Source organism: Arthrobacter sp. 49Tsu3.1M3 (genome assembly GCF_900168135.1).
Classification (GTDB): Bacteria; Actinomycetota; Actinomycetes; order Actinomycetales; family Micrococcaceae; genus Arthrobacter.
Genome location: NZ_FUZD01000011.1, coordinates 19,386 through 32,575, shown reverse-complemented (window position 1 = coordinate 32,575; position 13,190 = coordinate 19,386). Strand labels below are relative to the sequence as shown.

Here is a 13,190-nt window from a genome sequence, read left to right as displayed (position 1 = left end):
GGGCCCGCGATTTTGCCCGGACCAATGAGCGGATCTCATCAGCAGATCCCCAAAGCTAGCAGTGGAACAGGATGGTGAGACTGATGGTCGATGCACCAGCAGCCGGCTCTGACGAAAGTGCCGTGGACGCGTTCCTGCAGGGCGGCCGCCCCGCGGAGCATCCCGCGCAGGGCGAACCGTCCCTGCGCCACGCCCCGGGGCCCTACTTCGGGAACTACGGCGGCCGGTGGATGCCGGAGTCGCTCATCGCGGCCCTGGACGAGCTCGAGGACACCTTCGAGAAGGCCAAGGCCGATCCGGCGTTCACGGCCCAGATCGCGGAGCTGAACAAGAACTACTCCGGCCGCCCGTCGCTCCTGACCGAGGCCAAGCGCTTCGCCGAGCACGCCGGCGGGGTGCGGATCTTCCTCAAGCGCGAAGACCTCAACCACACCGGCTCGCACAAGATCAACAACGTCCTGGGCCAGGCGCTGCTCGCCAAGCGCATGGGCAAAACCCGCGTCATCGCCGAAACCGGCGCCGGTCAGCACGGTGTGGCCAGCGCCACGGCCGCAGCCCTGCTGGGCCTGGAATGCGTGGTCTACATGGGCGCCGAGGACTGCCGCAGGCAGTCCCTCAACGTGGCCCGCATGGAGCTTCTTGGGGCCACGGTCATCCCGGTCACCAACGGATCCCAGACGCTCAAGGACGCCATCAACGAGGCCCTGCGCGACTGGGTCGCAAACGTGGGCAACACGCACTACCTGCTGGGCACCGCCGCCGGGGCACACCCGTTCCCGGCGATGGTCCGCTACTTCCACGAAGTCATCGGCGAGGAAGCCCGCGCCCAGATCCTGGACCAGACGGGCCGGCTGCCGGATGCCGTCTGTGCCTGCATCGGCGGCGGCTCCAACGCGATCGGCATCTTCCACGGCTTCCTCGATGACCCCTCGGTCAAGATCTACGGCTTCGAGGCCGGCGGCGAGGGCGTCGAAACCGGACGCCACGCGGCCACCATCACTCTCGGCAAGCCCGGCGTGCTGCATGGCGCCCGCTCCTACCTCATGCAGGACGACGACGGCCAGACCATCGAGTCGCACTCGATCTCCGCGGGCCTGGACTACCCCGGCGTCGGCCCCGAGCACTCTTACCTCGCCGACATCGGCCGGGTCAGCTACGAGCCCATCACGGACAGCGAAGCCATGGAGGCCTTCCGCCTCTTGTGCCGCACCGAGGGCATCATCCCCGCCATCGAGTCCGCCCACGCCCTCGCCGGCGCCATCAAGGTGGGCCAGCGGCTCGCCGCAGACGCGGCCGCCGGCACGGGAGGCAACGCCTCCGAGAAAATCGTGATCGTGAACCTCTCCGGCCGCGGCGACAAGGACGTGGCCACGGCCGCGGAATGGTTCGACCTGCTGGACAAGGACTCACCGGAAGCCGAAATCGCCAAAGAGGGGGAACAGCTGTGAGCACCAGCCAGGACGGCACCCAGCACACCGCGCAGCACGCCAGCAAGTCGGCCGCCGCCATTGACGGCGCCCGCGCCCAGGGCCGGGCGGCCCTGATCGGCTACCTGCCCGCCGGCTACCCGAGCGTTGAAGACACCATTGCCGCCGGCATCGCCCTGGCCGAGAACGGCGCCGACCTCATCGAGATCGGCATCCCGTACTCGGACCCGGTCATGGACGGACAGGTCATCCAGGCGGCCACGACGGAAGCCCTCGCGAAGGGCTTCCACGTCCGGGAGGTCTTCGACGTCGTCCGCGGCATCACGAGCAAGACCGACGCCGCCGTGCTGGTCATGACCTACTGGAACCCCGTGGTCCGGATGGGCGTGGACGAGTTCTCCCGCCGCCTGGCCGAGGCCGGGGGCGCCGGGCTCATCACGCCCGACCTCATTCCGGACGAGGCCGCCGAATGGATGGCGGCCTCGGACAAGTACGGCCTGGACCGGGTGTTCCTCGTGGCGCCCTCGTCCTCGCCCGAACGCATGAAACGCACGGTCGACGCCAGCCGCGGCTTCGTCTACGCCGTCTCCATCATGGGCGTCACCGGCGCCCGGACCTCGGTCAGCTCCGCGGCCAAGGACGTCGTCGCCGCCGCGCACGCCGCGGGCGCCGAACGCGTCTGCGTGGGCCTCGGGGTCTCCACCGCCAGCCACGTCCGCGAGATCGCCGAGTACGCCGACGGCGTGATTGTCGGCACCGCCCTCGTCGCGGCCATCCGGGACGGCGGCGTGGATGCGGTAGCCTCCTTGACGAAAGACCTCAGCACCGGCCTTACCAAGGAAGAAGCGTAAGCAATGCAGTCAGTCCTCCACGCGGCGGCGATGATTCCCGCGAGCATTCCGAGCCCCAGCTGGTCCGGATTCGACATCCCGCTGCCGTGGGGGTCCCTGCGCATCCACGCCTACGCCCTGTGCATCCTCGCCGGCATTATTGCCGGCCTGTGGCTGACCTCGGTCCGCTGGGCACGCCGCGGCGCCCCCGAGGGCAGCGTCTGGGACATCGCCATCTGGGCCATCCCGTTCGGCATTATCGGCGGACGGCTGTACCACGTGTTCTCCTCTCCGGACGCCTACTTCGGCCCGGGATTCGACGGCACGGGGGACCTTTCCCTGATTCCGCAGATCCAGCGCGGCGGCCTGGGCATCTGGGGCGCCGTCGTGCTCGGCGCGGTGGGCGCCTGGATCGGGTGCCGGCGTGCCGGGGTGAAGCTGAGCGCCTTCATGGACGCCGCGGCCCCCGGACTGCTGCTGGCCCAGGCCATTGGCCGGTGGGGCAACTACTTCAACCAGGAACTCTTCGGCGGCCCCACCACGCTTCCGTGGGGACTGCAGATCGATCCCAACAACCCGAACTTCCCGCCCGGCATGCCGACGGACACGCTCTTCCACCCGACGTTCCTCTACGAGTCGCTGTGGAACCTGGCCGGCGTCCTGATTCTGCTGGCCCTGGACCGCAAATTCAGCTTCCGCCGCGGCCGCCTCTTCTGCGTCTACGCCATGTACTACACCCTGGGCCGCGTCTGGATCGAGGCCATGCGGATCGACGACGCCGAACAGATCACCCTCTTCGGGCTCACCACCAGGCTCAACGTCTGGACCAGCATCATCGTCTTCGCCGGAGCCCTTCTCGCCTTCATCCTCCTCGGACTGCGCAAGCGCTCCGAGCCGGACACCCCGTTCCTCCCCGGCCGCGCACCGGCGGATTCAAAGCCGGGGGAGACTGTGCCGGCTGAGGAAAAGGCGGCTGAGACAAAGGCGGCAAAGTCAAAGCCGGGCGCTGAGGCCACTGACCCCGACGACGCCGACCGCGCCACCGAGGCCGACAGCGCTGACCGCGCCGCCGTCGCCGACCGCGCCACCGTTCCCGCGGACGCGGCAACCATCCGCCATTCGGACGCCGCTGTCTCAGATAGTGAATCCCGTGCTAATCTCCGGAATAACCAAAGCGGACCAGTTCGCGCATCCGAGGATGCGGACAAGGACTCTACGGGCGGCACCGCGCCCGCCAACGGAGCTCCGGCAGCCGGAGTTTCCGGCCGCCAGGGAACTGGAACCGCGCCGGAGGCCGAGGGCACCAAGTAGCTCGGCGCCGGCACTTCGGGTTGACCGGAGCCACCGCTCACCGGACCCGACTCCACAGCGTCGTGGCAAGAGGGCTTGCCGTGGACAGCAGATCGAAGCTGTCCATGCAAGCCCGGGCCAGCACCTGCGTAACTGTTAGTACAGGAGGCCGGGCTGGCCTACAATTCCAGTTAGAAAAACACTCTGTTGCGCCCGTCACACCGGCGTGCCGAGTGGGGCCAATGTTGTCCCTCCCATACGCACGATCAGGAGGAAGGACGTCTCCAATGACCCAAACTCTTCACAGCCCCAGCTGGTCCGATCCGGACCAGCCCTCGGCTGCCGCGTCACCCTTCAGCCGTTTCGCGGCGATTCCGGCCGCTGCCGGACTCTACAACCCGGAGAACGAAAAGGACGCCTGCGGCCTGGCCATCATCGCCACGCTCCGCGGCGAGCCTGGCTACGACATCGTCGACGCCGCCCTGACCGCCCTGCGCAACCTCGAGCACCGCGGTGCCGTCGGCGCCGATGAAGGTACCGGCGACGGCGCCGGCCTCCTGATGCAGGTGCCGGACGAATTCTTCCGCGCAGTCACGGACTTTGAACTTCCGGCCCCCGGCCAGTACATCGTGGGAACCGCGTTCCTGCCTGCCGAGCAGCGCGAATCCGACGCCGCCCGCGCCGGCATCGAAGGCCTCGCCGCGGACGAGGGCTTGACCGTCCTGGGCTGGCGCGAAGTACCGATCGTGGCCGACCTGGTCGGGGCCATGGCCCGGGCCTGCATGCCGTACTTCTCGCAGCCCTTCTTCGCCTCCAGCACCGGGGAAACCCTCGAGCGCAACGAGCTCGACTCCCGCGCCTGGCGGATCCGCAAGCGCGCCCAGAACAAGTTCGGCGTGTACTTCCCGTCGCTCTCCTCCCGGACCATCGTCTACAAGGGCATGCTCACCACCGCGCAGCTCGAACCGTTCTACCCGGATCTGTCGGACAAGCGCTTCAAGACCAAGCTCGCGATCGTCCACTCGCGCTTTTCCACCAACACGTTCCCGTCCTGGCCGCTGGCCCAGCCGTTCCGCACCATCGCGCACAACGGCGAGATCAACACCGTCAAGGGCAACCGCAACTGGATGCGGGCCCGGCAGTCCCAGCTCTCCAGTCCGCTGCTGGGGGACTCGCCCGAAGAGCTGTTCCCGATCTGCACCCCGGGCGCCTCCGACTCGGCCTCCTTCGACGAGGTCGCCGAACTGCTCTGGCTCTCCGGCCGGCCCATCACGCACTCGATCATGATGATGATCCCGGAGGCGTGGGAAAACCACGCCACGATGGATCCGGCCCGCCGCGCCTTCTACGAATACCACTCGATGCTCATGGAGCCCTGGGACGGCCCGGCGGCCGTCTCCTTCACGGACGGCAACCTGGTCGGCGCCACGCTGGACCGCAACGGGCTCCGTCCGGGCCGGTACTGGATCACCGAGGACGGCCTGATCGTCTTCGCCTCCGAAGTCGGCGTGATCGACGTCGAACCCTCCAAGGTGGTCAAGAAGGGCCGCGTCTCGCCGGGCAAGATGTTCCTGGTGGACACCGGGGCCGGCCGGATCATCGACGACGCCGAGGTCAAGGCCGAGGTTGCCGCAGCGAACCCCTGGGCCGAATGGGTCAAGGACAACCTGATCGACCTCAAGAACCTGCCCGAACGCGAGCACGTCGTGCACACCGCCGCGTCGGTCAACATCCGCCAGCGCACCTTCGGCTACACCACCGAGGAACTGAAGATCCTGCTCGGCCCGATGGCCCGCACCGGCGCCGAGCCGCTCGGTGCCATGGGCTCGGACACACCGGTGGCCGTGCTGTCCAAGCGCCCGCGGCTGCTCTTCGACTACTTTGTGCAGTCCTTCGCGCAGGTCACCAACCCGCCGCTGGACGCCATCCGTGAAGAGCTCGTCACGTCCCTGACGTGCGCAATCGGCCCGAACGGCAACCTGCTCGACACCAAGCAGGTCCGGCAGCCGCAGGTCTCGCTGCCGTTCCCCGTGATCAACAACGACCAGCTCGCCAAGATCGCGAACATCGAGAGCGCCGACGGCGGCAAGGTCGCTATGAAGGTCCGCGGACTCTACCGCCCTGAAGGCGGCGAGAACGCCCTCCGGGCCCGGCTCACCGAAATCTGCGAACAGGTCTCCGGCGCCATCAACCGCGGCGTCCAGTACGTGGTGCTCTCAGACCGCGACTCGAACGCCCAGTGGGCCCCGATCCCGTCCCTGCTGCTGGTCAGCGCCGTGCACCACCACCTGCTGCGCAGCGCCAACCGCACCAAGACGGCGCTCGTGGTGGAGGCCGGGGACGTCCGCGAGACCCACCACGTCGCCGTGCTCATCGGCTACGGCGCCTCCGCCGTGAACCCGTACCTGGCCATGGAATCCGTGGAGCAGCTCATCGCCTCCGGCGACGTCGTCGGGGTCACCCCGCAGGACGGCGTCTACAACCTGATCAAGGGCCTGGGCAAGGGCGTCCTGAAGATCATGTCCAAGATGGGCATCTCCACCGTGGCCTCCTACACCGGTGCCCAGACCTTCGAAGCGCTCGGCCTCAGCCAGGACCTCGTGGACGAGTACTTCTCCGGCACGCACTCCCAGCTCGGCGGCGTCGGCCTCGACGTCATTGCCGCCGAAGTCCTGGCCCGGCACCGCATGGCCTACCCCGAGAACGGCATCGAACTGCCGCACCAGCCCCTGCTTGGCGGCGGCGAGTACCAGTGGCGCCGTGACGGCGAACCCCACCTGTTCAACCCCGAGACCGTCTTCCGGCTCCAGCACGCCACGCGTGAACGCCGCTACGACATCTTCAAGGCCTACACCCGCGGCGTTGACGACCAGTCCGAGAACCTCATGACCCTGCGCGGTCTGCTGAAATTCAAGGCCGGTTCGCGTCCCGCGGTGCCGCTCGAGGAAGTCGAACCGGTTTCCAGCATCGTCAAGCGGTTCTCCACCGGCGCCATGAGCTACGGCTCCATCTCCAAGGAAGCCCACGAGACCCTCGCGATCGCCATGAACCGGCTGGGCGGCAAGTCCAACACCGGTGAAGGCGGCGAGGACGTCGACCGGCTGCTCGATCCCACCCGCCGTTCCGCGGTCAAGCAGATCGCCTCCGGCCGCTTCGGCGTCACCAGCCTGTACCTGTCCAACGCGGACGACATCCAGATCAAGATGGCCCAGGGTGCCAAGCCCGGCGAAGGCGGCCAGCTGATGGCGCAGAAGGTCTACCCCTGGGTGGCCCGTACGCGGCACTCGACGCCCGGCGTCGGCCTCATTTCGCCGCCCCCGCACCACGACATCTACTCGATCGAGGACCTCGCGCAGCTGATCTACGACGCCAAGCGCGCCAACCCCTCGGCCCGGGTGCACGTCAAGCTCGTCTCCGAGGTCGGGATCGGCACCGTGGCGGCCGGCGTCACCAAGGCGAAGGCCGACGTCGTGCTGGTCTCCGGACACGACGGCGGTACCGGCGCCTCGCCGCTGAACTCGCTCAAGCACGCCGGCGTCCCGTGGGAACTCGGCCTCGCCGAGACGCAGCAGACGCTCATGCTCAACGGCCTGCGCGACCGTGTGGTGGTGCAGGTCGATGGCCAGCTCAAGACCGGCCGCGACGTCGTGATCGCCGCGCTGCTCGGCGGCGAGGAGTTTGGTTTCGCCACCGCCCCGCTGGTGGTCTCCGGCTGCATCATGATGCGCGTCTGCCACCTGGACACGTGCCCGGTGGGCGTCGCGACCCAGAACCCCGAGCTGCGCTCCCGGTTCAACGGCAAGCCCGAGTTCGTGGTGAACTTCTTCGAATTCCTTGCCGAGGAGGTCCGCGAAATCCTCGCCGAACTGGGTTTCCGCAGCATCGAGGAGGCGATCGGCCATGCCGAAATGCTCGACTCCCGCGACGCGATCAACCACTGGAAAGCCGAGGGGCTGGACCTGGATCCGATCCTGCACGGCCTCGAATTCGACAACGACGCGCCGCTGCGCAACCTCACCGGCCAGAACCACGAACTCGACAAGCACTTCGACCAGCGCCTGATCGCCATGGCGGCCGAAGCGCTGAGCGACCGCACGCCGGTAAAGATCTCGGTGGACGTCATCAACACGGACCGCTCCGTCGGCACCATGCTCGGGCACGTCGTGACGAAGACCTTCAGCACCGACGTCCTGGCCACCGACACCATTGACATCACCCTCAACGGCACCGCGGGTCAATCTCTCGGGGCGTTCCTGCCGGCCGGCATCACGCTGCGCATGTTCGGCGACTCCAACGACTACGTCGGCAAGGGACTCTCCGGCGGCCGCATCATCGTCCGGCCGGACCGCACCAACGTGTTCCCGGCCGAGCGCAACGTGATCGCCGGCAACGTGATCGGCTACGGCGCCACAAGCGGTGAGCTGTTCCTCCGCGGCCAGGTGGGCGAACGCTTCCTGGTCCGCAACTCCGGCGCCACCGCTGTGGTCGAAGGCATCGGGGACCACGGCTGCGAGTACATGACCGGCGGCCAGACGCTCATCATCGGCCGGACCGGACGCAACTTCGGCGCCGGCATGTCCGGGGGAACGGCCTACGTGCTGGACCTGCAGACCGAACGCGTCAACAAGCAGGCCCTCGAGTCAGGCGAGCTGCAGCTTCGCGAGCTCGACGCCGAGGACCGCGACATCGTCCACGGGCTGCTCGTGAAGCACCTCGAGGAAACCGAGTCGCTGCTCGCGGCACGGCTCCTCGAGAACTTCGATGACACCGCAGCCCGCATAACCAAGGTGCTGCCGCGCGACTACGCGGCAGTCCTGCAAACCCGTCTTGACGCCATCGAAGAGGGCCTGGACCCCGACGGCGAAGAAGTTTGGTCTCGAATCCTGGAGGTGACCGGTGGCTGATCCACGCGGATTTCTGAAAGTACGTCAGCGTGAAACCCAGCCGCGCCGTCCCGTCCCGGTCCGCATCATGGACTGGAAAGAGGTCTATGAGGCCCAGGAGAAGGGTGTCCTGAAGGCCCAGGCCGGCCGCTGCATGGACTGCGGCGTCCCGTTCTGCCACCAGGGCTGCCCGCTGGGCAACCTCATTCCGGAATGGAACGACCTCGTCTGGCGGGACAAGGGCGAGGAAGCGATGGAGCGGCTGCACGCCACCAACAACTTCCCCGAGTTCACCGGCCGGCTGTGCCCCGCACCCTGCGAGGCGTCCTGCGTGCTGGGCATCAACCAGCCCGCCGTGACCATCAAGCAGGTCGAGGTATCGATCGTGGACCAGGCCTTCGAGAACGGCTGGGTCAACCCGCTGCCACCCGCGCGCCTGACCGGCAAAACGGTCGCCGTCGTCGGTTCCGGCCCCGCCGGGCTGGCCGTTGCCCAGCAGCTGACCCGGGTGGGCCACACCGTGGCCGTGTACGAGCGCGACGACAAGATCGGAGGCCTCCTGCGCTACGGGATCCCCGACTTCAAGATGGAAAAAGAGCAGGTGGACCGCCGGCTGGAGCAGATGAAGGCCGAAGGCACCCGGTTCCGCACCGGGGTGGCCGTCGGCACCGACGTGACGTGGGAGCAGCTGCGCCGCCGGTACGACGCCGTCGTCATCGCCACCGGGGCCACCGTCCCGCGTGACCTGCCGATCCCGGGACGCGACCTCGACGGCGTCCACTACGCCATGGACTACCTCGTGCCGGCCAACCGGGTGGTGGCGGGGGAGACCGTGGAGAACCAGATCAACGCCGCGGGCAAGCACGTGGTCATCCTCGGCGGCGGCGACACCGGCGCCGACTGCCTCGGCACCGCACACCGGCACCAGGCCGCGTCCGTGACCACCCTGGCGATCGGCAAGCAGCCGCCCGTCGAGCGGGCCGGCCACCAGCCATGGCCGACATTCCCCACCTTGTTTGAGGTCGCCAGCGCCCACGAGGAAGGCGGCGAACGCACCTACCTCGCCTCCACCGTGGAGTTCGTCGGGGAAAACGGCAAACTCACCGGCGTCAAGGTCGCGGAGACCGAATTCGTCGACGGCAAGCGCCTGCCGAAGGCCGGCACCGAGCGGATCATTCCGGCGGACCTCGTCTTCCTGTCCCTGGGCTTCACCGGCGCCGAGCCGGCAGGGATCACCGACCAGGTCCAGGCCGACTTTGACGGCCGCGGCAACGTGGCACGCGACGGCTACTACATGACCAACACTGAAGGCATCTTCGTCGCGGGCGACGCCGGCCGCGGCCAGTCGCTCATCGTTTGGGCCATCGCCGAAGGGCGCGCCTGCGCCGCCGCGGTGGACAAGTTCCTGATGGGCAGCACCATTCTGCCGGCACCCGTGGCGCCGACCGACCGTGCGATGGCTGTTCTGTAGTCCCACAGGACCTCCGGGATTCATCCGCACTTCAACTTAATCCATGCAACACACCAGTAGGGTAGGTATATGAGACGCGCTAAAATCGTGGCCACTTTCGGACCGGCAATCGCAAGCTTTGACAACACGCTGGCCGTGCTGGAAGCCGGCGTTGACGTGGCACGCATGAACATGAGCCACGGCGATTACTCCGTGCACGACAACACGTACGAGAACGTCCGCAAGGCTGCGGGACAGCTCGGCAAGGCCGTGGCCATCATGGCCGACCTGCAGGGCCCGAAGATCCGCCTCGGACGCTTCGTCGACGGCCCTCACCTCCTGGAGGTCGGTGACCAGTTCACGATCACCACCGAGGACGTTCCCGGCACCAAGGACATCTGCTCCACGACCCTCAAGAGCCTGACGGAGGACGTCAACCCCGGTGACGCCCTGCTGATCGACGACGGCAAGGTCGCCCTCCGCGCGATCGACGTCGACGACGTCAAGGTGGTCGCCCAGGTGATTGTCGGCGGCTGGGTCTCCAACAACAAGGGCATCAACCTGCCCGGCGTTGCTGTCAACGTGCCGGCGCTGAGCGAAAAGGACGAGGACGATCTGCGCTGGGCCATGCGCCGCGGCGTGGACATGGTTGCCCTGTCCTTCGTCCGGGATGCCTCGGACATCGTCCGCGTGCACGAGATCATGGACGAGGAAGGCCGCCGCGTGCCGGTGATCGCCAAGATCGAGAAGCCGCAGGCCGTGGAGCAGCTCCCCGAGATCATCGACGCCTTCGACGCCATCATGGTGGCCCGTGGCGACCTCGGTGTGGAACTTCCCCTCGAGGAGGTGCCGATCGTGCAGAAGCGCGCCATCGAACTGGCACGCCGTTGGGCGAAGCCGGTCATCGTGGCCACCCAGGTCCTCGAGTCCATGATCGACAACCCGCGCCCGACCCGCGCCGAGGCTTCCGACTGCGCCAACGCGGTGCTCGACGGCGCCGACGCTGTCATGCTCTCCGGAGAGACCAGCGTGGGCAAGTACCCGATCGAGACCGTCAAGGTCATGGCCCGGATCATCGAGTCCACTGAGGTCCACGGCCTCGAGCGCGTCCCCCCGCTCGGCACCAAGCCCAAGACGCGCGGCGGCGCCATCACCCGGGCCGCCGTCGAGATCGCCGACCAGCTGGAAGCGAAGTACATCTGTACCTTCACCCAGTCCGGTGATTCGGCACGCCGCCTCTCCCGGCTGCGCCCCATCAGGCCCGTCTTCGCCTTCACCCCGGTGGAGCACGTCTGGAACCAGCTCGCACTGACCTGGGGCATCCAGCCGGTCCTGGTCCCGATGGTGGGCCACACCGACGAGATGACGGCCCAGGTTGACCGCAGCCTGCTGGAACTCGACGTCGTCGAGGACGGTGACCTGGTGGTCATCGCCGCCGGTTCCCCTCCCGGAAAGGCCGGTTCAACGAACCTGCTGAAGGTCCACAAGGTGGGCGACCTCGCCGACATCGGCAGCCAGGGCGAAGCGGCCGTGGCCAAGGACAAGCTCGGCCCGTGGCCGGAAAAGAAGAAGAAGAACCGGGTCCAGGCCTAGTTCCGAAAACTTGAATGCAAAAGGGAGGATCCCCGCCGGTTGGCGGGGATCCTCCCTTTTTGCTGCTTTGGTGCCTGGCGCTTGGCGCTTCGCTTGCGCTGCTTCCGGCCGCGGAGCGAGGCCGGCGCCGTCGGACGGCTAGTTCACCTGGTTGATGATGGTTTCGGCGACCTCGCGCATGCTGAGGCGGCGGTCCATCGAGGTCTTCTGGATCCAGCGGAAGGCCTCCGGTTCCGTCAGGCCCATCTTGGTGGTCAGGAGGCTCTTGGCGCGCTCCACGAGCTTGCGGGTGGCGAACTGCTCCTGCAGGTCGGTGACCTCGCTCTCGAGGGCCTTGATTTCCTCGTGGCGGGACAGCGCGATCTCCAAAGCCGGGATGAGGTCCGCCGGGGTGAACGGCTTGACCACGTACGCCATGGCGCCGGCGTCGCGGGCGCGCTCCACGAGCTCTTTCTGGCTGAACGCGGTCAGGAGGACCACGGGGGCGATCCGGGCCTTGACGATCTTTTCAGCGGCCGAGATGCCGTCCATGACCGGCATCTTGACGTCCATCAGGACCAGGTCGGGCTTGAGCTCCTCGGCAAGCTGGACGGCTTTTTCGCCGTTGTCCGCCTCGCCGACGACGTCGTAGCCTTCGCCCCGCAGGATCTCGATGATGTCCAGGCGGATGAGGGTCTCATCCTCGGCGACGACAACGCGGCGCGCCGGCTGGGAAGTGGGGGTTGACTCCGTCTGTTCTGACACGGGAACTCCTTGGAAAGGTACGGCGGGAACTCAACCATCATAGGTTTTGTCCGCCAATGTACTTGGACCGGTTTGGTTCGATGCGGCGTCACTGGCGCGATTCTGGAATTCAGCCTATCTGCATGTAGAGTAATTTCGCGCACTGGAAGCGATCGCGTTGCTCACAGCACTGTGGCAGGCTGATTGTTACACCGGTGTACTCCGCGCCCGAGTGGCGGAATTGGCAGACGCGCCGCACTCAAAATGCGGTATCGAAAGGTGTGTGGGTTCGAGTCCCACCTCGGGCACAGCATATCCCCTCGTCAGAGGGGTTTTTGCTTTAACGTGTTGACAAAGCTTGATTTTCGTCGCTCTGACGGGTTGGTTTGCGGGTTGTGGCCTGGCTGTCGTGAAGCCTGTGCAGGTGTGTGGGGTGGCGGGTTCATGACCATGGCTGGTAGGCCGTCCGTCTGCTGTGACTGGTTCTAGCGCTTCCTCCTTCCCGTTTTGTCGGGTGGGCCCGGGTGGCCTATACCTATCCATGCGCCGGGGGAGCGGGAACAACATGACTTCAGCGATCTCGCTACGGGATCCGACCGGTAGGCGGTCTTAGGCGTGCGGACCAGTGTCTCGTGCCGAGTTTTGTCCTGCCAATGAGGGTGTGGACAGTGTCCACACTGACGTCTGCTTTGTTTGATCGCCGGGCGGAAGACTGACGTAGCGATTTTGGGGGTTGCTGGCGGTGCATTGTGTCCTGACCGCGCAGGAAAGCCGCCTAGCGGCCGACGGAAAGACACCAGCGAAGTCGGCCCTGGGAGGGGAGGAGCGCGCCATGACGGACAGACAAGAGTGGACCGATAACTGGCACCTTGAGTGGACGCAGGGCAGTTACTCCCTGTGCTGCCGTCCTCTCATCTGGCACTCCGCCGGGCTGTTCCGCCGATTGGTCCGCCCTGATACTCGACGTCCTGATATGGACCAAATGAAGAGCAGG

7 protein-coding genes and 1 tRNA gene are annotated in these 13,190 nt (G+C 67.0%); 7 read left to right on the top strand and 1 reads right to left on the bottom strand.

The window, feature by feature from the left end:
• The first annotated feature begins 83 nt into the window (after positions 1–83).
• The 6 genes from trpB (at position 84) to pyk (ending at position 11,473) form a co-directional block, all read left to right on the top strand.
• On the top strand, positions 84–1,448 hold the full coding sequence (gene trpB, locus B5X90_RS12870; protein ID WP_079553636.1) for a tryptophan synthase subunit beta: 1,365 nt from the start codon (positions 84–86) through the stop codon (positions 1,446–1,448).
• Complete coding sequence (gene trpA, locus B5X90_RS12865; protein WP_079553634.1) at positions 1,445–2,278, top strand: tryptophan synthase subunit alpha; 834 nt, start codon at positions 1,445–1,447, stop codon at positions 2,276–2,278. The genes trpB and trpA overlap by 4 nt, the downstream gene beginning before the upstream one ends.
• Positions 2,279–2,281: 3 nt before the next feature.
• A complete protein-coding gene (lgt, locus tag B5X90_RS12860) occupies positions 2,282–3,568 on the top strand; it encodes a prolipoprotein diacylglyceryl transferase (RefSeq protein ID WP_079553632.1) in 1,287 nt (428 codons plus the stop codon).
• A 266-nt stretch (positions 3,569–3,834) separates the two neighbouring features.
• Positions 3,835–8,451 carry a glutamate synthase large subunit gene (gltB, locus tag B5X90_RS12855; protein ID WP_079553630.1) on the top strand — a complete coding sequence of 1,539 codons (4,617 nt, stop codon included), beginning with the start codon at positions 3,835–3,837 and terminating at the stop codon, positions 8,449–8,451.
• Entirely contained in the window at positions 8,444–9,901 is a 1,458-nt protein-coding gene (locus B5X90_RS12850) for a glutamate synthase subunit beta (RefSeq protein ID WP_079553628.1), read from the top strand. Before gltB ends, B5X90_RS12850 begins: the two co-directional genes overlap by 8 nt.
• 69 nt (positions 9,902–9,970) lie before the next feature.
• Positions 9,971–11,473, top strand: coding sequence for a pyruvate kinase (gene pyk, locus B5X90_RS12845; RefSeq protein ID WP_079553626.1), 1,503 nt, complete (start codon positions 9,971–9,973; stop codon positions 11,471–11,473).
• Positions 11,474–11,611: 138 nt separating this feature from the next.
• Here the strand turns inward: pyk and B5X90_RS12840 are convergent, their stop codons facing one another.
• Positions 11,612–12,217: an ANTAR domain-containing response regulator gene (locus tag B5X90_RS12840; RefSeq protein WP_018772478.1), complete on the bottom strand. Its 606-nt coding sequence runs from the start codon at positions 12,215–12,217 to the stop codon at positions 11,612–11,614.
• Positions 12,218–12,422: 205 nt separating this feature from the next.
• Here B5X90_RS12840 and B5X90_RS12835 point away from each other — a divergent pair.
• Positions 12,423–12,504, top strand: a tRNA-Leu gene (locus B5X90_RS12835).
• The last annotated feature ends 686 nt before the right edge of the window (positions 12,505–13,190 follow it).

Excerpts from the sequence above, each read along its gene's own strand:
- trpB (WP_079553636.1), top strand. The coding sequence starts at position 84 with ATGGTCGATGCACCAGCAGCCGGCTCTGACGAAAGTGCCGTGGACGCG.
- lgt (WP_079553632.1), top strand. The coding sequence starts at position 2,282 with ATGCAGTCAGTCCTCCACGCGGCGGCGATGATTCCCGCGAGCATTCCG.
- gltB (WP_079553630.1), top strand. The coding sequence starts at position 3,835 with ATGACCCAAACTCTTCACAGCCCCAGCTGGTCCGATCCGGACCAGCCC.
- pyk (WP_079553626.1), top strand. The coding sequence starts at position 9,971 with ATGAGACGCGCTAAAATCGTGGCCACTTTCGGACCGGCAATCGCAAGC.